This is a genomic window from Cernens ardua (assembly GCF_051251085.1).
GTDB classification, from domain to species: Bacteria; Pseudomonadota; Gammaproteobacteria; order Pseudomonadales; family Halomonadaceae; genus Cernens; species Cernens ardua.
In genome coordinates, this window is record NZ_JBPCZH010000001.1 from 511,491 (window position 1) to 533,125 (window position 21,635).

Genomic DNA, 21,635 nt, shown 5'->3' on the forward strand with positions numbered 1-21,635 from the left:
TTACAACCATATCACTTAAGATTGAGAAAAGTTTTAGCGCGTGTGCCAGACATTTAAAGGGGAGAAATAAATATGAAAAAAGGCCCCCTCGGCAACACGGTTCATATGTAATCGAAACCTGCAGTTAACCGGGGAGCCCATTTCAGGCTATGGGAATGAATGCGGCATTACACCATTAACGTTTATCGAACACCCAGCTTGTGCCTTCACGACTATCCTTCAGCACAATGCCCAATGATTCCAATTCCGCACGAATGGCATCTGCCTGGGCGAAATCCTTACTCCTTTTCGCCTCGGCACGAGCTGCAATCCGCGCTTCGATTTCATCAGCAGGAAGAGGCAAGTTGGATTCGCCCCTTGCCTGCAGGAAATCATTCGAATCACGCTGAAGCAGCCCCAGAATGCCCGCAAGACGACGCAATTCATAGGCCAATGCCGGTGCTAACTCAGGCTGGTCGCTCTTGGCCCGATTAAGTTCACGGGCCAGATCAAACAAGGCAGCCAGCGCAACCGGCGTATTAAAATCATCATCCATCGCATCAAAGAAGCGCTCGGCGTATTCGCCAGAGACATCGCCTTCTGACGCCACTACTCCATCCAACGCTGTATAGAAGCGAATGAGCGAGCGGCGTGCCTCTTCCAGCGAATCATCAACGTACTGCAATGGGCTACGATAATGACTGGAAAGCAAGTAATAGCGCACTACTTCCGGGTCATTGTCTTTCAGTATGTCACGCAAATAAAAGAAGTTGCCCAATGACTTGGACATCTTTTCACTACCCAAACGCAGGGCACCTACATGCATCCAGACATTGGCAAAGGGCTCTTCATTAGCCGCTTCACTCTGTGCAATTTCGTTTTCATGATGAGGAAAGATGAGATCCGGCCCCCCCCCATGAATATCGAAATTATCCCCCAGGCAGCATTTGGACATGGCCGAACATTCAATATGCCACCCCGGACGCCCGGGTCCCCATGGAGATGGCCAACTCTGTTCGCCAGGTTTGGCCGCTTTCCACAAAACGAAATCGAGCGGATCTTCCTTGGCCTCATCTACTTCAATACGCGCCCCAGCGCGCATATCATCGGGCTTTCGATTACTTAATTTGCCATAATCGGCGAAGCTGCGAACACGATAGTAAACGTCTCCATTAGCCGCGGGGTAGGCATGCCCCTGCTCGACCAAACGCTCGACCATGGCCAGAATTTCACCAATATAAGCCGTGGCGCGAGGTTCTTCATCAGGAGGACGAATGCCCAACGAGTGCTCATCTTCATGCATGGCATCAATCATGCGGGCGGTCAGCGAGGAGATAGGCTCATTATTGTTATGGGCACGTGCAATGATTTTATCGTCTACATCGGTGATATTGCGGACGAGCCGGACATCGTAGCCTTGTTGGCGCAGATAACGCGTAATCACATCAAAAGCCACCATGACGCGCCCATGCCCCAGGTGGCAATAGTCGTATACGGTAATACCACACACGTACATACGTACCTGCCCCGGGACAATAGGCTCAAACGGCGCCTTGCGCCGCGTCATGGTATTGTGAATCTGCACACTCATCCGGTTATCCTTTTTTCTGCGCTTTGGCCCAGCCATCCTTCAAGCTGACCGTTCGGTTAAATACCAGTTTGCCATCCTTGCCATGGTCCATGAGGTCAGCACAGAAATAGCCTACACGCTCGAACTGGAAGTGATCTTCAGGTTGCGCTTCTGCCAGTGAAGGCTCGGCCACACCCTGCACAATCGTCAAGGAGTCAGGATTCAGGTTCTCAAGGAACTCGCCGTCCTTGAATTGATCCGGTGCCTCAACGTTAAACAGGTTGTCATAGTTACGGACTTCAACCGGCACACCGTGCTCAACACTCACCCAATGGATAACCCCTTTCACTTTACGCCCTTCCGGGTTAGCACCCAGAGTAGCGTGGTCTACACTGCAACGCAGCTCAACCACATTACCGGCATCATCCTTGATCACTTCATCACAACGAATGACATAGGCATTACGCAAACGCACTTCCTTGCCCGGTGCAAGACGGAAGAACTTCTTCGGCGGTTCTTCCATGAAATCGTCGGCATCAATGTACAATTCACGTGTCAATGGCAATTGCCGGGTCCCCATATCATCACGGGCAGGATGTCCGGGCACCTCGATCACTTGCTCTTTTTCCAGATTGGTCAATACGACCTTCAATGGCTTGAGCACACACATGGCACGACGCGCGTTCTCTTCCAGATCTGAACGAATTGCGTGATACAGCATCGCAATATCAACCACATTGGCTGAACGTGAAATACCGGTCATGTCACAAAACTTACGCAAGGACGCCGGGGTGTACCCTCGACGGCGCAACCCTGCCACCGTCGGCATGCGAGGATCATCCCAGCCGTTCACGATCCCTTCATCCACCAACAGCTTGAGCTTGCGCTTGGAGGTCACCGTATAACTGACGTTCATTCGCGCGAACTCGATCTGACGCGGATGGGACGGCACGGGAAGATGCTCAAGCAGCCAATTGTATAACGGGCGGTGATCTTCAAATTCGAGGGAACACAGCGAGTGTGTTACCCCTTCAATCGCATCCGACTGGCCGTGGGCGAAGTCGTAGGAGGGGTAGATTTTCCAGCTGTCCCCCGTCTGGTGGTGAGTACTGTTGCGGATTCGATACAGCACTGGATCTCGCATATTGATATTGGGCGAAGCCATATCTATTTTGGCACGCAAAACATGCGCCCCTTCATCAAATTCGCCTTTACGCATGCGTTCGAGCAAATCCAGATTTTCCTCAACAGAACGATCACGGTGTGGGCTCGGCTTACCCGGCTCAGTCAATGTACCGCGATATTCACGCATCTCTTCAGCAGAAAGGTCATCGACATACGCCAGCCCTTTCTCCACCAGAATAACGGCCCATTTGTAAAGCTGTTCGAAATACTGGGACGCATAATGGATATCGCCACTCCATTGGTATCCAAGCCACCGGATATCTTCCTCAATGGAACGAACAAACTCGGCTTCCTCTTTTGCCGGGTTGGTATCATCGAAGCGCAGGTTACAGCGCCCGTTGAATTGCTCAGCCAATCCGAAATTGACCCATATCGATTTGGCATGACCAATATGCAGATAACCATTGGGCTCCGGTGGAAAGCGAGTCACAATAGAGGATGTTTGGCCGCTATCGAGCTCTTCACGAATCTGATTGGCTAGGAAATTCGGGGCATTGGTGCTCTCAACACTCATGGCGCGGCTAAACCTCGTTAATGATTGGCGCGAACGGGCGCGTCCCAACCTGGAATGAAAGGAAATAATACGTTAGTTATCCGCCCGCAACACATATGAATGTGTAACGGACTGGAGACAATCCGGCATGCTGAAATTTCCAGCTTCCCCCTTTGAATGATCTTTCACAAGCTTCTAAAAAAGCTGGATCTTCTTGTAGAACCTGCATGTTCTCATAAAAACCATGTGTTCTTATAAAAAGCGTTCTATCAATAGAAAAATCACCTGGGCGCCATTGTTTTAGTGCCACAAGGGGACGGAGGAACGCGGTGTATCTCTAAAACGTTAATACTACTAAACAACCACTTGAGTATAAACACCCCCATGCATCGGCATAATACTCAAGACAACACAAACATCTCATGACTCACACATAACCCGACCGCAACAGAGGAAAAAATGGTCGCACGGCTTGCTGATGAACGTTGCGGGTTCCTGATTTCGGTAATAGCCGGTATTATATCGGCACATTACATTTATCCTTGAGGATACGACATGATTCAATTAAGCACTTCCAAGGGCCCAATCAAACTGCGCCTGTTTTACGATAAAGCCCCGATTACTGCCAAAAATTTTGAAGAGTACGTCAGGGATGGTTTCTATGATGGCACCCTTTTCCACCGTGTCATCCCCGGTTTTATGGTGCAGGCCGGCGGTTTCGATAAAACCTTCAGTCAGAAAGAGACCGGCGCCACCATCAAAAATGAAGCAGACAATGGCTTGAGCAACAAACGGGGCACACTTGCCATGGCTCGTACGCCTGATCCGCATTCGGCCAGCGCTCAATTTTTCATTAATGTGGCCGATAATACCTTCCTGAACCATACCGCGCCTACACCCCAGGGTTGGGGATATTGCGTTTTCGGTGAAGTGGTAGAAGGCATGGATATTGTGGAAGCGATCGAGGGCGTTAAAACCGGTCGCCGCGGTATGCATGCTGATGTGCCGGTCGACGATGTTGTTATCGAACACGCGGAAGTGATTGAAGACCAGGCGTGAGCTTTTTTACCGCGTGAAGGCAGGGTTACCCGGCAATCGCTGTTGCATGCCTGTTCATAGCAGGTATGCTGTAGGTAGAGCACACATTGAAGAGATATCATGACTACCCTTTTTATTGCTGACATACACCTTTCCGAGGAAAGGACGGAGCTTACTGAAGCTTTTTTCAACTACCTGGATTATCGTGCAATCGAGGCGGACACTCTGTATATACTCGGTGATCTCTTTGATGCCTGGATCGGCGATGATGCCATGGGTGATTTTGAAAACAGCGTGGCCGACAAGATTGCCGAGTATGCCGCAAAGGGAAAGGAAGTTTTCCTCATGCATGGCAATCGTGATTTCCTGATGGGAAACCACTTTGCCCAGCGCGCTCACCTGACGATTCTGGATGATCCTTCACTCATCATGCTGGGCGATATCCCCGTCCTGATTACGCACGGCGATATGCTGTGTACTGATGATAAAAAGTACATGAAGTTCAGAAAGATGGTTCGCAACCCCCTATGGCAAAAGATGGCGTTGGCGATGCCGCTTTCACAACGCAAAAAAGTGGCCCAGCAGATGCGTGAAAAATCACAGGCATCCAATATTGACAAGCCTAGAGAGATCATGGACGTCAATCATGATGCGGTCGTGAAATTGATGCAGAAATATCAGGTACGTACCATGATTCAAGGGCATACCCATCGCCCGGATGTGCATGAGTTCGATGTTGCCGACGGCACGATGAGACGTTACGTGTTGGGTGATTGGCGTATCGACCATGAACATGACATCGATAGTGGATGGGAGGTTCGCCATGATGGCCTTGCCCTCACTTTGGAAGAGTTCCATTTGAGCGAACTGGCATACGAATAATCGGCGTGAATAAAAGGTAAAAAAGCAGACCTGCTTCAGCGGCGTCTGCTTTTTTTATGCTATCGGAACCCACAAGGCGGATTTAACGAAGATGCGAGAACATACCGGAGCCAAGCATCAATAGAATGGCATAGTCACTTTATTGTCGATGAAACTTTTACGCCATAATGCCGGCCAGACTTGCGGCTGGAAACCTTCACCACGTGATTTCAGGCATTGGGACTGCCATTGTTGGGCAAAGGTCGTCGTCTGAAGTTGACGCCATGATACAGGATCATCGTCATCAAGCGTTACATCATAGGCACCATTCACCATTTGCCTGAGCGCTTGACTACCCCGCACGTTTTTCAATTGTGAAAGTAACTTCTGTTGGCTCCATGGACTGCTTTGTGGACGCTGCGCCACTAGCCATTTCCCCAGAGAAAAGACATTCGCGCACACCGCATCGGGGCCTGTTTCAGGAGGAGATGCCGCGCACCCCGCCAATGTCATGGCGGTCATAAATGCAAAAGCTCCCATACTCAGCTTCTTTAAACCCAACGCCCTGCATCGCTGCCTGTCCATCTGGATCTCCTGAAAGTAAGCTAGAACAATGATCCTTCATACAAACTGCAGGATCATTTCATGAAAAAGCCTTTCTCCCTTCCTTTATCCAATATGTCTCAGCGGTTGTCTACGGTTATGTAAATAACACCGCCCTGATAGCAGACCCTCCGTTGGTTCAGGCTGCTGACAAGTACGACATGTTGCTCCCCAGAGCTCAGGCCGGTATACCGCTATGAAAGCGGAATTCAGGATCAGGGCTTTCAATCAGTTTTTGTTCTTCATGACGAAAGAAATCGATGCGCGCCTGGATATCCTTCATGCCATACTCAGCCGCATACTGTTCAGCCAGCTCAATGTAGTCTTCAAAATGACGCCCTTCGGAACGAACCAACGCACGATAGAACTTCGCCAAGGTGTCATCCAGATGAGGAATCAGCGCTGCAAACCGTTCACAGGAACGTGCCTCAATCAAACCGCCCACAATCAGAATATCAATGAGGCGCCCCGGTTCACTGGTACGCACATGCGCCCGCAAGCCCTCCGCATAACGTGAAGCGGTAATATGTTCATATTCGATGCCACGTTCCTGCATTAAAGTGACGACCTGCTCGAAGTGAAGAAGCTCTTCCCTCGCCAATTGGGACATTTTTGTCAACAATTCAGGACGATCTACGTAACGAAACATAAGATTCATCGCTGTCGAGGCTGCTTTCTTTTCACACTGCGCGTGGTCAATCATCAACAGGCGCTCATTCCCCAACGCAGCATTTACCCATTCATCCGGCGTTAGACACGGAAGGAAATCCAATAGCTCCTGCGGCAGCATATGCGTGTAGCTTTCTTCTTCAAGATGAGTTGGCACGCTGACTTTCTCCCTATTGATTGACTAAAAACACGTGAATGTACCACGAAAAGCGCCTTACGATGTGCCGGAAAGGGGGAATTAAGTAAACACCTGATCGAGTCATGAGGAATAACGTTCAACCAAACACGACTATTAGATAAGAGCAAGGACTTAACATTGTCGACATTCAACGTTAACATTTAGTTATCCTTTCACTCGATGAGGAAAGTCCCGTGCTTGATGATTATAGAAAAGAAGTGGCAAGCCGAGCCGAAGAAGGTATTCCACCCAAGGCTCTCAATGCAGAAATGACCGCTCAGCTGGTTGAATTGCTGAAGAATCCACCGAAGGGTGAAGAAGAATTTCTGCTCAAACTGCTGACTGACCGGGTCCCTCCCGGTGTGGATGAGGCGGCCTATGTTAAGGCGGGGTTCCTCTCCGCTATTACGCGTGGCGAAATCAGCAGCCCACTGGTAGATAAAGTCCATGCCGTAAAGTTACTGGGCACCATGCAGGGTGGCTATAATATCACCACGCTGGTTGAGCTTCTTGATCACGATGAGCTGGCAGAAGAAGCCATGAGGCAGCTAAAACATACGCTGCTGATGTTTGACTCGTTCCATGATGTAGCTGACCGCGCCAATGCGGGTAACAAATATGCACGGGAACTCATTGAGTCGTGGGCCGAAGCCGAGTGGTTCAAGCGCAAACCCAAACTGGCCGAAAAAATCACCCTGAGCGTGTTCAAGGTTCCGGGAGAAACCAATACGGATGATCTCTCCCCTGCTCCGGATGCGTGGTCACGTCCCGATATTCCCTTGCATGCCAATGCCATGCTGAAAAATCCACGTGAGGGTATCGAGCCCGTAGTACCGGGTAAAGTAGGCCCACTGGCACAAATAGAAGAAGTACGTAACCAGGGGTTCCCCGTCGTTTATGTGGGCGATGTCGTCGGTACCGGCTCGTCGCGTAAATCGGCCACGAATTCAGTATTGTGGTTCTTCGGCCACGATATCCCGTACGTCCCCAACAAACGCAGTGGCGGCTTCTGTTTTGGTGGAAAAATAGCCCCCATCTTCTTTAATACCATGGAAGATGCAGGCGCCCTCCCCATCGAAATGGATGTTTCTGCCATGAATATGGGTGACATTATTGACGTCTACCCCTATGAAGGCAAAGTGACGCGTTATCAATCCGATGAGGTGATCTCCACCTTTTCACTGAAAACCCGTGTCCTGTTGGATGAAGTACGTGCAGGTGGTCGTATTCCGCTGATCATTGGTCGTGGCCTGACGCATCGTGCGCGCGAATTTCTTGGGCTACCTCCAAGCGACGTGTTTGCCACACCTGAAGCGCCGAAAGGCGTCGATTACGGCTATACACTGGCACAGAAAATGGTTGGACGTGCCTGCAATCTGGAAGGTGTGCGCCCGGGCATGTATTGCGAACCCCGCATGACAACAGTGGGTTCACAGGATACGACCGGCCCGATGACACGTGATGAGCTCAAAGACCTCGCTTGCCTTGGTTTCCAGTCGGATCTGGTAATGCAGTCGTTCTGCCACACGGCCGCCTATCCAAAACCGGTGGATATCGAAATGCAACACACATTGCCCGATTTCATCATGAATCGTGGCGGTGTATCCCTCCGCCCGGGTGACGGTATTATCCACTCCTGGCTCAACCGTATGCTATTGCCCGATACGGTAGGCACCGGTGGCGATTCACACACCCGTTTCCCGATGGGGATCTCCTTCCCGGCGGGCTCAGGGCTGGTGGCTTTCGCAGCAGCCACCGGTGTAATGCCCCTCGATATGCCTGAATCCATTCTGGTGCGTTTCAAAGGAAAACGCCGCCCCGGCGTAACGTTAAGGGATCTGGTACATGCCATTCCTTATTACGGCATCAAGAACGGCCTGCTGACGGTTGAAAAATCCGGCAAGAAAAATGCATTCTCCGGACGTATCCTTGAAATAGAAGGACTGGAAGATCTTACTGTTGAGCAGGCGTTCGAGCTCTCCGATGCTTCAGCGGAACGCAGTGCGGCCGGTTGTACCATTACGCTGTCTGAAAACAGTGTTAAAGAGTACCTCCAATCCAATATTACCCTGCTGAAGTGGATGATCAGCAATGGCTATGGCGAACGTCGCACGATTGAACGCCGCATCAAAGGAATGGAAGAGTGGCTGGAGAATCCATCACTGCTCCGCGCAGATCCGGATGCGCAGTATGCTGAAGTCATCGAAATCGACATGGGTGAAATTGATCAACCGATCCTCTGTGCCCCGAATGATCCTGACGATGCCCGCCTGCTTTCGGATGTCGCCGGGGAGAAAATCGATGAAGTATTCATCGGTTCCTGCATGACCAACATTGGGCACTTCCGTGCGGCCGGCAAGCTATTGGAGAAACAACCACCCCACTCGCTGAAAACCCATCTCTGGTTGGCACCACCCACCAAGATGGACAAACACCAGTTGACGCAGGAAGGCTACTACACCATCTACGAGACAGCCGGTGCACGTCTCGAAATGCCGGGATGCTCACTCTGTATGGGTAACCAGGCACGTGTTGCGGACAAGGCAACGGTAGTTTCCACCTCAACACGCAACTTCCCCAACCGCCTCGGGGATGGTGCCAATGTATATCTGGCCTCGGCCGAACTGGCCTCCATCGCGGCGGTATTGGGGCGCCTGCCCAGTGTCGAGGAATATCACACCTATATGGGTGAATTTAATGCGATGGCGAGCGAAATCTATCGCTACATGAGCTTCAACGAAATAGCCGAGTACCAAAAGGCAGCTGCCTCTATTCCTGTTGCCGAAGTATAATGCAGTAGGCCCAAACCACTTTAATCAGTGGATTTTGGGCCTTTTTATACGACCTTGGTCGCAATGTCAGGAAAATTTTTTCGCGTTAGGCTACTTTTTACTTGCGAACACCGTTTTCAAATCATGTATAATGGGTATGTTCAGTTTACGTTAAGAGCGTAGATGCTTAACGCAAAAGAAACACAGAGATCAAAAAATATCTTGATTTTGTTTTGCGTCTGAAGCATATTAAAAAACACTGTTCGGCAATGAATCGAACAACCTGATTGAAATGACACGTTAAATGTCGTGTCTACCCTTTGATAAGGAGCAAGACGATGAAATTAGCAACTTTCATGGCAGTACCGGTTATCGTTGCCTCTTCCATGCTGGCAATCGGCACTGCAAACGCAGACGAAAACTCTGGCCTGTACAGCGGTGTTAACGTTTCAAACAACATCGTTCACAAGTCCGGTGCAAGCAATCACCGCAAAACCGGTGTTGGTGCATTTGTTGGTTACAAATATGCTCCCTGGTTCGCTACCGAGCTGACTTATGACGATTACGGTCACTTCCGTTATCCGAACAAACACTACACTCGTACCAAAACCTACGGCCTGAGCCTGATTCCTCAGCTGCCTCTGGGTGGTGGTGTTTCTGTCTTCGCTCGTGGTGGTTATGACTACGTTCAGAGCGACCTGCACCTGCGTCATTGGGCTCCGGTTGCCGGCGCTGGTATCAGCTACCAGCCTTCCACTACCGTGCCTGTCTTCGCACGTGTAGAGTATGATCGCGTATTCGTGAACCATCACTTCAAACTGGACAGCACCAAACTTTCTGTTGGCGTTCAGTTCTAAGATTAGCGTTCACTCTTGAAGTGAATTCTGATAATGACGCGGGGCTTCGGCCTCGCGTTTTTTTATGCCTGAATTCTGCAGTACATTCATGTCATATTTAACAACATGCTCTTCTAGCCAAAAATATACAGAATCAGGCGCACATTTTGCCTGCGCGTGGCTCCACGGTGTTCGATCACAGTTCAAGGCTTGCTCGGAGAAGGCCAAAGTATTGCCAACAATATTAGGCCATTACACCCTGCCCCTTTTTCACCAAAGACCGGATTATTTACTTTGAAAAATTGCGTTGTCTTACTAATAGAGACACGCCACAACACTTAAAGTTCATGAGGCTGCATTTTAATTTTTCCTGCCTATTCCAAAATATACAGCTATCATGTCAGTTACATTTCATCACAGTATTCAGTCTATTCACTTTTTCTGGCAGGATGGCATCCAATATGCAAGGGATTCATGGCCGATGACTGACGCCGGCATCACCTTATACGCACACATCATTCGACAAGGACTCAAATAAATGGATGAACAGCAGGTAAAGCACCTGATTGAACATGCAAAAAACGCCAGAAAGAATGCTTATGTTCCGTACTCGGCATTTCCTGTAGGCGCAGCCATTTTGACAGCGAATGGCGATATTTACTCAGGTTGTAATATTGAAAATGCCTCGTTTGGACTCACCAATTGTGCTGAACGTACTGCTATCTTCAAGGCCGTTTCAGAACAGCAAAATCATTTTTCAGCCGTCGCTGTAGTCGCCGATACGGAAGAGCCAATCTCCCCTTGTGGTGCATGCCGACAAGTGTTGGCTGAGTTCTGCACAAAAGAGACGATCATTTACCTGACTAACCTGAAAGGGAATGTACAGCGCTGCACTATCGATCAGTTGCTCCCCGGTGCTTTCGCTGCAGATGACATGAGCTACGATTCCACTCACGGCTAAAACGATAAAAAGAAACCACGCACAGTGGCCTCTTGCTGGAGGCCATCAGCCCAATGTAACCGAGTGTCGTCGAAGACGACCGACAGGAAACGTTCATGAAGTATCTCATTCTCCTGCTCAGCCTGATAGTCATCTATCTTCTGGCTTTTGTAGTCTCCAATAACAAACGTAATATCCAGCACAAATGGCTCATAAGCATGTTGCTTATTCAGATCGTATTTGCCTTCATTTTTCTTAATACAAGTGTGGGTAGTACGTTGATTGGAGGATTTGCCAACACCTTTGCGCAATTATTGGATTTCGCCAGTATCGGTACCACCTTCGTATTCGGCAATCTGGTACAGAAAGGCTCATTTGTATTCTTCTTTGATGTATTGATGCCCATTGTCTTCGTATCGGCGATTATCGGCATACTGGAATATATCGGTATTCTGGGGCTGATCATTCGAGGTGTGGGATGGGTGCTTAGTAAAGTAAGCGGTATGGGACGTCTCGAATCCTACAATGGATTGGCTACACTGATTTTCGGGCAATCCGAAGTCTTTATTTCCCTTAAAAAGCAATTGGGGCAACTCACTCCACCACGGCTTTACACCCTCTGTGCATCGTCGATGTCCACGGTGTCAATGTCGATCGTCGGCTCCTATATGCACCTATTGCAACCCCGCTATGTCGTAACGGCGTTGGTACTCAACCTGTTCGGGGGATTCATGATTTCGTCAATCATCAACCCCTATAAGGTAGACCCCGAAAACGACCTGCTGGTATTGGAGAACCCCCGTCGTCAAAACTTCTTCGAAATGTTGGGCGAATATATTCTGGATGGTTTCAAGGTAGCGATCATTGTGGGCGCCATGCTGATTGGCTACATTGCGCTGATCGCACTGGTGAACGCTATCTTCCTCAAGCTGACCGGGTTTGCCTTCCACGGCGCCTTCACTGTTGATTTTCAGACGTTGGCCGGTTACTTCTTTGCACCTTTTGCCATCCTGATGGGCGTTGCACCTGGAGACTCCATCCATGTAGGCAGTCTGATGGCTACAAAGCTATTTAGTAATGAATTCGTTGCCATGACTGAACTCCCGCACTATAAGGGGATGAGCGAACGTTCCATCGGTATTCTTTCGGTCTTTTTGGTGTCTTTTGCGAACTTCTCATCCATTGGTATTGTGACGGGTGCCATTAATGCACTGAATGCTGAACAAGGGCGTGTAGCTGCCCGTTTGGGACTCAGGCTTTTATACGGTGCTACGCTCGTGAGTCTGTTATCAGGGACAATAGCCGGGCTGTTTATTCACTAGTTAATTAATGAAGCCGAGATAAACGAATTGGCTTTATATGCTTCACCTGGATGAAAATATGTCTGTTTGGCGCAAGAGCTGATTGTAATTTGCGGAAACGAGCTCCAATGTGGATCAACTTGACAGGTTAATATGATTAATAAAATTATATTATCAACCCTGGTTCAGAATGGTTCTTTAATTATGAGCTCGTTTTTGCACCGCAGAATTTATTGCTAAAGAATATGGGGTGAGAACGAATACCTCATGAGCAGATAGTTCAGAATTAATATTGGGGAGAGACAGGATGGAGCCGTAAGAAACATTCACTATCATCCTATGTACATAAAAATCGAAGACAATTAAATTGTTACATGGGCATGTTGTTATATGTAATTTCATATTGCTTCAGCAATGACTATCATGACGTCTGAATGTTCCGGCTCAAAGGGTGAGCCATCCCAATTTCCAAAAACTGTTTTTATTCGAAAGGAAGATTGAACCATCAGTTTTTCAAGTTGTTGTCGAGTAACGAACCCGAGAGTACTGGTTGAAATCAACTCTTTATCATCAATGTAATAATGCGTTTCAAATGTGATTTGGGAATCCGATGCAGCAAGTATGTGTCGAGATCTACTTATATTCTGAGCAATGGGAACTGCTGAAGTTTCCCAGCGAGTAGCCCAATCCACATCAGGGTTACGGCATTCAAATGCAATGATCCCTTCGAAGACCATATATTTATGTAAATTACGCAGGGCTGAAAGGCGTTCAATATCATTTACAAATACTTGAAATACATTGCCTGCCATAATGGTAAGCGCATATCGCTTGTCACTTTGGAAAGAATCTACGCTGGCAGAAACCCATTCAATAACGGGAGCAAACTCCCTCGCCTTACCGATTTCGATCATTGCCAAAGCCGGGTCGACTGCAGTGACCTTACATCCTAATGCAGCCATAGCATTGCTCAAAAGACCTGTTCCACACCCCATATCAAGGATGTATCCCTTACATTTTTCAGCTAAAGCCAAATAAAAGTCATCACTGACCCCCCATCTGTTTTCAAGATCATAAAGGAGAGCCAACTGAGCGTGCTCATAATGTAAATCGGCCATTTTTATCCAATTAACTTAATTACGCTAATGTGTGGATTGGGAAGAAAACCAACTCATTAATCAACGGTTGATATCGGCTTAACGTTATAAATACATTAATGTCGCAGAGTATCTACGTTGAGAGCATTGAGTAATTAACCGCATATAATGGCTGGAGGTTACTTCTCTGTTTATCCCCTCTCTCAATCATGGAAAACCAGTAACCTAACGCTGATCGAGTAACAACGCTGATTATAAAGCCATTACTCGTTATTATTTTCAGTAGAAGATGTCGAGGCATTAGCCCCCTGCCCTTCGTCGCTATCGGTTTCTGTCGCTTTTTTCGATGCCCCATCCGAGGGTTCGAGCGATTGTTCGTTATGTTGGCGTGCCGCATCCGCATGAATATGCTCCTGAAGTTCATGTACTCCGAAATAGAGTCCGATCACAATAATCAGGGGAATCAGCAAAATCATGCATTGCTCCTTTCTGTATTGGAGGTTAAGTAGGTCGTCTGAATATTACAAAAAAGTGCTGCATCACTACAGGCAAGTATCTCTTGGCTTCAATCGTTGGAAATCGACAACGCGTATCACCTGATGCCAATCGAATGGAAGCTTGCAAGACAGGCTCCGTATTTTCCACTCAGACAAGCTGAATTTTTCAAGCCCATTATTCAGTAACGCAACGCACTGCCTGATCAAAGATGTCTAGTGAGGCACCGGGGCGATGCGCATTTTCCGAGAGAAAACGACGAAAAGCACGACCACCCCGTTCACCTGCAAAGAGCCCAAGAATATGACGTGTGAGATGGTTAAGCCGTACTCCCTCTTCCAAACGACGTTCTACATAAGGCCGGAAAGCCTGAAGCGCTTCGTGTCGAGTCACTATGGGTGAATCTTCACCATAAATCTGCTGATCAACCTCTGCCAACATGTAAGGATGATGATAGGCTTGGCGCCCGACCATCACGCCATCCACCTGCGTTAATTGCTGACGTGTAGTGTCCATATCCACGATACCGCCATTGATCGAGATATTCAGTTCTGGTCGGCGCTGCTTGAGGCGATGTACGCGATCATAGTCCAATGGGGGCACATCCCGGTTCTCCTTGGGCGAAAGCCCCTGTAACCAGGCTTTCCTGGCGTGTACGATAAAGATTCGACACCCGCTTTCATCGGCGACACGGTCAATAAAGGTGTCCAGATCACGCTCTGCGTCCTGATCATCAATACCGATACGACATTTCACAGTAATGGGAATATGGACCGCTTGCTGCATCTGATCAACGCACTGTGCAACCAATGCAGGGTCAGCCATCAGGCAGGCGCCAATACGATTGTTCTGGACACGATCGCTCGGGCAACCCACGTTCAGGTTGACTTCGTTGAAGCCCCACGCCTCCGCGATTTGCGCGCATTCGGCCAATGCTGCCGGATCACTCCCACCCAACTGCAAGGCCAGCGGCATCTCTACCTCATCATGACCGATAAATCGTTCACGGGGGCTGCCATAAAGTAATGCCCCTGTGGTCACCATTTCGGTGTAAAGAAGCGCGCGTTTGGTGAGGCAACGTGCGAAAACGCGGTAATCACGTGTCGTCCATTCCATCATCGGCGCCACGGAAAAGCGTCTATCCAGTTCGATTGTCATTCTGTCACTGCTTGCTGTGTACGTTAGGATGTCTGTTTGAGCGGTGTACGCGGTATATGTGCTTTACACAACACATGTACCTGATCGATACGATGATCTTATGATACCAGACTCTGCGAATGCTCCCCTACCCACATTCGCGTTAACAATATTCGCCCGGATACCCTACCCCCTCACAATACCCGTTCTATCAATATATCCCTGATACTGTCCATTACCGCCTCCAGTACCCATCACCCCTGATATCTATCCACCCCAGAATTATCCAGGCAGGCACCACTTACGATGCGAGTAATGTGCTGGCCTGCACACTCGCCACCTACTCCCTACATACTATCCGTAAGAGTGCCATACGTTGATATACCTGAATAACCCAGCAAAAAAGGGACCGTGCTGCCTCTTATGCCCTATAGTATTCACAGGAGCAAAGCAAATAGCAGGTTTTTATATTTTCCGCGATAGAGAATAAACGCTAGAAACTGGTATTCGATTGAACTTCAGCCGTTGGACGTTGAATGCGCTCACGTAAATTCGCATCACGCCAGATACGGTGCTGACAGGCATACTCCAATAACCCGGGGGAAGCCGTTGCCACGATACAGGCTTCACGAGCACGAGTGATCCCAGTATAGAGGAGCTCGCGCGTTAATATAGGCCCAGGAGCATCCGGCAAGACCAACAAGACCTGGCGGAATTCAGACCCCTGAGATTTATGCACGGTCATGGCAAATGCCGTTTCGACAGCGCTCAGCCGGCCGGGGCTAACGCCACGTACACCAGATTGCTGAGCAAAGAAGACTTTCAGGCGTGTTGGATCGTCGGGATCTTTCATTGTTAACCCAACATCACCGTTGTAAAGCCCAAGCTGATGGTCATTACGATTGACCATCACAGGGCGCCCTTCATACCATTCTGAGGTTGGATCAATCAGTTGCTTGCGTGCCAGCGCCCGCTGAACCGCGTTATTCAACCCTTCAACACCCCAGGGTCCTTTTCTTAATGCACATAGCAGCTGAAAATGGCCAAGTCGTTGCAAGGCCTCTTGTGGCGAACACTGTGACAACGTCGTAAGGTAATGTTGATATCCCTTTACGGCAGCATCAATCATCGCTGGATCTTCTTCATTACGAAGAATCAGACGCTCAATATCCTTGTATCCATGTGTCCAACAGGCTCGCAGAGCCCCAGCGTCACCGGCGTTAACAGCACGCGCCAGTGCGCCAATGCCACTATTACTATTGAAGCGATAGCTATGGCGAAGTGTCACGACGTTATCGGCCAATGGCGATTGCGGCACTTCATTTGGCAGAGACTCTGTGGTCAACACATGTAGTGCCTTTTCGACCGGTAGAGTAAAACCATCCGAGTGACTGCATAACTCTCCCAACACAGCACCGGCCTCTACAGAAGCAAGCTGGTCCCTGTCTCCCAACAGGATAAGACGCGCCGAGGGCGGCAAGGCAGATAAGGTGGCATGCATCAGCTCAAGATCGATCATGGAAGCTTCGTCGATCACCAGTACATCAAGTGGCAGCGGATTGTGTTCATCATGCACGAAATGCCGCGTATTCGGACGTGAACCCAGCAAACGATGCAATGTGGAGGACTCACGTGTAATCAAGGCTCTATCCGCCGCAGACGGAATGGCTTTATCAATGGCCCCACTGATCGATTCTGCCAAACGTGCAGCCGCCTTTCCGGTAGGTGCCGCAAGGCGAATGGTCAGTGGTTTACCTGTACGTGACAGGGCCTGATGCTGCAAGGCGGCCAGTACCTTGACGACTGTCGTGGTTTTACCTGTCCCCGGGCCTCCGGAGATAATGGCCAAACGTTGCAGGGCAGCCAACGCACATGCAATTTTTTGCCAATCGGGAGGCATCGACGGTGCCTCTGGGAAAAGTATCCTGAGCTGTTCGGCCAACTCAGCATCGTGGCGCAGTGGCGTGTGAATCCATCGCTGCAGGATGTTCGCTACCTGCCCTTCGGCACGCCATAATCGGTACAAATAAAGGCGAGTGCCATCCAGTACCAGTGGCGCCGATTGGGTGTCCGCTTCATCAGTCGGATCAACCACAGCAACGAAAGGCGATGCCGCAAGCCGTTCAATCCATTGGTCAGCATCAACGACCCCCGTAGAGGCCAAAAGTTGCTGAGCATTAAGGGTATCTTCCGGTTGAGGCCCCTCCTGAGGAGGTAGCGAAAGAACCACGGCACCTTCATCCAGCAACCGTTTGATATCCAGACAGATATGCCCACGCCCCAGCTGATGGCTGGTCAAGGCCGCGGCTAAACGCACCGCCTCATCGTCGGACTCGATAAAGCTCGAAAAGTGATAGTCCAGCGGGCGCAACCAGCCCAACGCTACCCAGCGTTTCAGCCAATCATTGAAAGAGAACGGGCCGCTTTCGTCGGTGAACTGTGCTGCATTCGTTGCGCTATTGATGCTGTCTGAAGCAGCCTGCTGGTCATCTTCAACAGGCAGATCGTCGAAAAGCCCCGGTTGAATATCATTGCGTGAATTTGATCGGCTCATCAGGAATTACCCTCCGGCGTATCAGTGCCGGCTGCCAGCGACGAATAGGTATTCGACGTAGAGGTTGTACCCAATGTCAACTGTGTGTCCAACGTAAACAAGGCATCCAGCGACTCAATGAGTTCACGCTCAGGCAACCGATGAAAAATGCCTTGCCCTTCACGCCCGGGACCAACACCGCGTAAAAAGATATAGAAAACACCGCCCATATCGCGGTCATAATCGTAATCAGGCAAACGCAACCTTAGGAGACGATGGAGCGCCAGCGTATAAATGACGTACTGGACATCATAACGGTGTGCCACCATGGCCTGTGCCATATGCGCTTGATCATAGGCATGGGGCTCATCGCCCAGATAGTTGGATTTCCAGTCTAGCAGATACCAACGGCCATCCACTTCCGCCACCATGTCAATGAACCCACGTAACATGCCATTGAGGTGACGGGGGGCTAATGCGGGATACTCAGCCGGTACGCCCAAAGGCTCATATTGACGAATCAGCTGATCAATCTGCTGAGCATAGGCAGGGGCAATAGAGAGCCAGAATTCCAGCTCAGTACGCCAATGATCCAGCTTTTCCAGTGAAATGGATAGGTTGGAAGAAGAGTGACCTTCCGCACCATGATGAGCAGAATGCCCTTGAACAGTGAACCGGGCCTGCAAAAAATCCAACAGCCAACGATAGAGGGTATCCAGCCAGTGGATATCAAAACGGCTCCGCGTCAGTCGCCGTTCAATCAAACGGAAGAGCTCTGCATGATAGGCAGACTCTTGCACGCGACCAAAATCGACCATCTCAAGCAATCCATGCAAAAAGGTACCGGCATGGGGTCCACGTGGAAAATTATTGATATCTCCCGGAGGTGGGGGCGGTATGGGCGTATTTTCCTGCACCACCTCCATGTCCATTTGCGTCGATGCCAACGGCTCTGCGATGGTATCACTGACACGACGACGCGCATTTTCAGTGAGAGTAGTGTACGAAGCAATCCACCAACTGCGATCAATCGCCCCTGTAAAGCATCGTGGCACACGTTCACTTTCCACATTGCCCTGCTCGCTGTAGGGAGTCTCTCCCCTTACAGGCGGCGTTTGGATAACTTGAATCTGCTCCGCACCAGTACCGCTCTCTTCACGGAACGATAACTGATGCTGTGAATCCAGGGACGCCAATAATCCACGAAGGGCATGTCCACTGATGGGCTCCCCTCCCGCCAGTAAATATCCGAGCGCTGAAAGGTGAAGCGTCGTTGCATCATCAGGTGTTTTACTGTTTCTCCGCCCTTTATAAAGGGGGACTACGCCGGCTCGACACGCATACCGGGCGCGCGTAAACGCAACGTAAAGAAGCCTGATATCTTCCGCCAGTCGAGCTTTATCTGCCATCGCAAGCTGCTCTTTATCGGGTGATAAGGAGGCCACACGCCCATGCTCAGGATGACGAATCACCATGGGAGATGTCGTTGGGCGTACTTCACGATAGTTACAGATAAAGGGCAAATAAACGACCGGATATTCAAGCCCCTTGGAACCATGAATGGTGACGACTCGCACCAACGACTCATCATTTTCAAGCCGCTGTATCAGGCTTTCAGGATCAACCCAACGATCAAAGCTGCCTTGCATCGCCCGATGCAGCCAGCGTAACAGAGCTTGTTCACCTTCCAGCACCTGACTGGCAGACTGTAGAAGTTCCCCCAAATGCAGTAAATCTGTCAGGCTGCGCTCACCATTTTCACGTGCAAGCAGGCGTGAGGCTACATTGAAGTCCTGCATCACCCGACGCAACATGGCAAGGACTCCCCGATACTGCCAATCACGGTGATATCCTTCAAATCGCTCGACCAGTGTTTCCCAGTAGCGTTCATTACTCACCAGTGCAGCCACGGCATCCAGGCTATCACTCAACAGTCGTGTTGACAGTGCCGCGCGCAGCAGGCGATCCTGTCGCGGTTGAGCCACGGCTTCTAACAACTGCAATATCCAAAAGGCCTCATGGGCATTAAAAACAGAGGCTTTCTGGCTGAGATACACACTCTTGATGCCTCCCCGCTCCAGCGCTTCACGTACGGCGACAGCTTCAGCCCCCGTTCGTACCAGAATGGCAATATCAGAGGCTCGCAATGGCGTAATAGCTTGCCCATGTTGACCAAACCCAATGTTGCCCGCCCGTGCGCCTTCAAGAAGATACTGAATATCGGCACGCGTCGCCTCACTCATCACATGGATATAGTCATCACTTCCCATGCTTTCAGGCGATTCAGGCAACCACCAAGTGATCGCAGGCGCAGGCGTATCGTTCATTAGTAACGCATCATCACGCCCATTGGCCTCATTTTTTACGAAGTTCAGCCCATCTTCAATGAAAGCGTTATCCTGAGTACTGAACAAGGCATTTACCGCACTTACCACAGCCTGTGTAGAGCGGAAATTTTTACTCAGGCTATAGCGTCCTTCAACACTACCACGGGCTAGAAGATAGGTGAAAAGATCCGCATTACGGAACGCGTAAATCGCCTGTTTCGGGTCACCAATCAATAATAATGCGTATTCGTGGGGAGATGCATGAGTACGACTATCGGTAGTAGCGTCTGGCGACACACTAGGGTAGATATGGTCGAAAATACGATATTGCCGTGCATCTGTATCCTGAAACTCGTCTATCAGGGCCACCGGTAATTCCCGCCGGATGCTCGCCGCTAAACGCGCCCCCATGGGGCCTTCAAGTGCTTCATCCAATACCATCAGCAGATCATTGAAATCCAGAATACCCTGACGTTTTTTTACCGCCTCGATATTCGTTTCCACTACCTTCAGGGCATGCGCCATCAATTCAGGAGAAGGATCGGGCAATGCTGCCTGTTGTTCTGTCAGCTGATCCAACGCATCGTAGAGCGTGCCTTCAGGCCCATCATACCCCTTCTTCATGGCTTTCTTGAGATAGGCACTCCCCAAGCGGCAAATTTCCTTGTCAAGATCAACCAGCGCAGGTGGGAGGAGCGGAGTGTCTGCTGCCTGCCATTGCGCCAGGTCCTCCAAACGGCTTTGCAGATTCTCTGCCTTGATCATGTTGGCTTTGAAAGCCCCCTGCCGGAGCAGGTCTTCCAGTGCGTCCCGCATCCGGTCGATGTCCAATTGCTGACGAATGTAGGTAGCGAGCACGGCCATCGCTTCAAGATGGCGTTCATAAGGTGAAAGAATGTCCGCAACCGTCGCCGGCGCCTGAATGAGCCTATCGTCCTTTAATAAGCGCTGCTCTACATCGGCCAGCAAGGGAATACGAATAGCGTCAGCGAGCGCATCCGGATCATGGAAAAGGCCGGCCACAAAATGCTGCAAGGTAGGCTTGAGCGGATAGTAATGTCGCCGCCAATAGTCTTCCACGGCCTGATCGAAGATCATTGAACCGTCACTGGTCAGCTCTACATCAAAACGTGCCCCACTATCAAACGCATGTCGTTTCAACATGCGCTGACAAAAACCATGAATAGTGAAGATTGCCGCATCGTCCATCATTCGGATGGCATTATCGAGCTGCTGGGCACAGGCTGCATGATTTTCAGAGGGGAGCACTGCCAATAGGTCAGCCAATGTCGTATCGGGAGAAGACAAACCCAATAAGACATCACGCGCTTCCCGCAAACGAATGCGGATACGTTCGCGCAGCTCTTCAGTAGCGGCATTGGTAAAGGTTACGACCAGTATTTCATTAGGCATCAAGGGCCGATTGAAAGCGGCATCGTCACCCAGTCCAAGGATCAATCGGACATAAAGCGCGGCAATCGTGAATGTCTTACCCGTACCGGCACTGGCTTCAATCAGCCTGCGACCATGAAGAGGCAAGGTAAGAATATCTAGTCGCTGATCCATAGAGGGTACTCAATAACCAATAACGTGAGACTAAAAACGGTGAAGCACTGAAGATA

General features: G+C 49.8%; 15 protein-coding genes. 6 read left to right on the top strand and 9 right to left on the bottom strand.

Annotation, left to right across the window (positions count from 1 at the left end; translation table 11 throughout):
* Window positions 1–175: 175 nt before the first annotated feature.
* Together cysS and LMG33818_RS02270 are read right to left on the bottom strand one after the other, a co-directional pair.
* A complete protein-coding gene (gene cysS, locus LMG33818_RS02265) occupies window positions 176–1,564 on the bottom strand; it encodes a cysteine--tRNA ligase (RefSeq protein WP_442322169.1) in 1,389 nt (462 codons plus the stop codon).
* Between the two features lie 10 nt (window positions 1,565–1,574).
* The gene (locus tag LMG33818_RS02270) at window positions 1,575–3,248 is read right to left on the bottom strand and encodes a glutamine--tRNA ligase/YqeY domain fusion protein (RefSeq protein ID WP_442321729.1); all 1,674 of its coding nucleotides are present in this window, start codon (window positions 3,246–3,248) and stop codon (window positions 1,575–1,577) included.
* A gap of 534 nt (window positions 3,249–3,782) precedes the next feature.
* Here LMG33818_RS02270 and LMG33818_RS02275 point away from each other — a divergent pair.
* Complete coding sequence (locus LMG33818_RS02275) at window positions 3,783–4,286, top strand: peptidylprolyl isomerase (protein ID WP_442321730.1); 504 nt, start codon at window positions 3,783–3,785, stop codon at window positions 4,284–4,286.
* A 99-nt stretch (window positions 4,287–4,385) separates the two neighbouring features.
* A complete protein-coding gene (locus LMG33818_RS02280; RefSeq protein WP_442321731.1) occupies window positions 4,386–5,147 on the top strand; it encodes a UDP-2,3-diacylglucosamine diphosphatase in 762 nt (253 codons plus the stop codon).
* Window positions 5,148–5,264: 117 nt separating this feature from the next.
* On the opposite strand, the gene LMG33818_RS02285 is transcribed toward LMG33818_RS02280, so the two are convergent.
* Both LMG33818_RS02285 and LMG33818_RS02290 read right to left on the bottom strand, forming a co-directional pair.
* Complete coding sequence (locus LMG33818_RS02285) at window positions 5,265–5,648, bottom strand: hypothetical protein (RefSeq protein ID WP_442321732.1); 384 nt, start codon at window positions 5,646–5,648, stop codon at window positions 5,265–5,267.
* Window positions 5,649–5,907: 259 nt separating this feature from the next.
* Window positions 5,908–6,519 (bottom strand): MiaE family protein, encoded by a 612-nt coding sequence (locus tag LMG33818_RS02290; RefSeq protein WP_442322170.1) that lies wholly within the window; start codon window positions 6,517–6,519, stop codon window positions 5,908–5,910.
* A 251-nt stretch (window positions 6,520–6,770) separates the two neighbouring features.
* Between LMG33818_RS02290 and acnB the strand changes: the two genes are divergently transcribed.
* From acnB to LMG33818_RS02310, 4 genes are all read left to right on the top strand, one after another.
* The gene (gene acnB, locus LMG33818_RS02295) at window positions 6,771–9,368 is read left to right on the top strand and encodes a bifunctional aconitate hydratase 2/2-methylisocitrate dehydratase (protein ID WP_442321733.1); all 2,598 of its coding nucleotides are present in this window, start codon (window positions 6,771–6,773) and stop codon (window positions 9,366–9,368) included.
* A 317-nt stretch (window positions 9,369–9,685) separates the two neighbouring features.
* On the top strand, window positions 9,686–10,204 hold the full coding sequence (locus LMG33818_RS02300) for an outer membrane beta-barrel protein (protein WP_442321734.1): 519 nt from the start codon (window positions 9,686–9,688) through the stop codon (window positions 10,202–10,204).
* 517 nt (window positions 10,205–10,721) lie between these two features.
* Window positions 10,722–11,144 (top strand): cytidine deaminase, encoded by a 423-nt coding sequence (locus LMG33818_RS02305; RefSeq protein WP_442321735.1) that lies wholly within the window; start codon window positions 10,722–10,724, stop codon window positions 11,142–11,144.
* A 95-nt stretch (window positions 11,145–11,239) separates the two neighbouring features.
* A complete protein-coding gene (locus LMG33818_RS02310; protein ID WP_442321736.1) occupies window positions 11,240–12,445 on the top strand; it encodes a NupC/NupG family nucleoside CNT transporter in 1,206 nt (401 codons plus the stop codon).
* 377 nt (window positions 12,446–12,822) lie between these two features.
* Here LMG33818_RS02310 and LMG33818_RS02315 read toward each other — a convergent pair whose 3' ends face one another.
* The 5 genes from LMG33818_RS02315 to recB form a co-directional block, all read right to left on the bottom strand.
* Window positions 12,823–13,542, bottom strand: a complete 720-nt coding sequence (locus LMG33818_RS02315; RefSeq protein ID WP_442321737.1) for a class I SAM-dependent methyltransferase — start codon at window positions 13,540–13,542, stop codon at window positions 12,823–12,825.
* Window positions 13,543–13,784: 242 nt separating this feature from the next.
* Entirely contained in the window at window positions 13,785–13,997 is a 213-nt protein-coding gene (locus tag LMG33818_RS02320) for a hypothetical protein (RefSeq protein ID WP_442321738.1), read from the bottom strand.
* A gap of 196 nt (window positions 13,998–14,193) precedes the next feature.
* On the bottom strand, window positions 14,194–15,174 hold the full coding sequence (dusA, locus tag LMG33818_RS02325; protein WP_442321739.1) for a tRNA dihydrouridine(20/20a) synthase DusA: 981 nt from the start codon (window positions 15,172–15,174) through the stop codon (window positions 14,194–14,196).
* Between the two features lie 472 nt (window positions 15,175–15,646).
* Window positions 15,647–17,707 (bottom strand): exodeoxyribonuclease V subunit alpha, encoded by a 2,061-nt coding sequence (gene recD / locus LMG33818_RS02330; RefSeq protein WP_442321740.1) that lies wholly within the window; start codon window positions 17,705–17,707, stop codon window positions 15,647–15,649.
* Window positions 17,707–21,579, bottom strand: a complete 3,873-nt coding sequence (gene recB / locus LMG33818_RS02335) for an exodeoxyribonuclease V subunit beta (protein ID WP_442321741.1) — start codon at window positions 21,577–21,579, stop codon at window positions 17,707–17,709. Before recB ends, recD begins: the two co-directional genes overlap by 1 nt.
* Window positions 21,580–21,635: the final 56 nt, after the last annotated feature.

Bases quoted from the DNA above. Each gene is read 5' to 3' on its own strand.
- LMG33818_RS02320 (WP_442321738.1), bottom strand. From the start codon at position 13,997: ATGATTTTGCTGATTCCCCTGATTATTGTGATCGGACTCTATTTCGGA.
- LMG33818_RS02275 (WP_442321730.1), top strand. From the start codon at position 3,783: ATGATTCAATTAAGCACTTCCAAGGGCCCAATCAAACTGCGCCTGTTT.
- LMG33818_RS02310 (WP_442321736.1), top strand. From the start codon at position 11,240: ATGAAGTATCTCATTCTCCTGCTCAGCCTGATAGTCATCTATCTTCTG.
- LMG33818_RS02305 (WP_442321735.1), top strand. From the start codon at position 10,722: ATGGATGAACAGCAGGTAAAGCACCTGATTGAACATGCAAAAAACGCC.
- recB (WP_442321741.1), bottom strand. From the start codon at position 21,579: ATGGATCAGCGACTAGATATTCTTACCTTGCCTCTTCATGGTCGCAGG.
- LMG33818_RS02285 (WP_442321732.1), bottom strand. From the start codon at position 5,648: ATGACCGCCATGACATTGGCGGGGTGCGCGGCATCTCCTCCTGAAACA.
- LMG33818_RS02290 (WP_442322170.1), bottom strand. From the start codon at position 6,519: ATGCTGCCGCAGGAGCTATTGGATTTCCTTCCGTGTCTAACGCCGGAT.
- LMG33818_RS02280 (WP_442321731.1), top strand. From the start codon at position 4,386: ATGACTACCCTTTTTATTGCTGACATACACCTTTCCGAGGAAAGGACG.
- LMG33818_RS02270 (WP_442321729.1), bottom strand. From the start codon at position 3,248: ATGAGTGTTGAGAGCACCAATGCCCCGAATTTCCTAGCCAATCAGATT.
- recD (WP_442321740.1), bottom strand. From the start codon at position 17,707: ATGAGCCGATCAAATTCACGCAATGATATTCAACCGGGGCTTTTCGAC.
- LMG33818_RS02300 (WP_442321734.1), top strand. From the start codon at position 9,686: ATGAAATTAGCAACTTTCATGGCAGTACCGGTTATCGTTGCCTCTTCC.
- LMG33818_RS02315 (WP_442321737.1), bottom strand. From the start codon at position 13,542: ATGGCCGATTTACATTATGAGCACGCTCAGTTGGCTCTCCTTTATGAT.
- dusA (WP_442321739.1), bottom strand. From the start codon at position 15,174: ATGACAATCGAACTGGATAGACGCTTTTCCGTGGCGCCGATGATGGAA.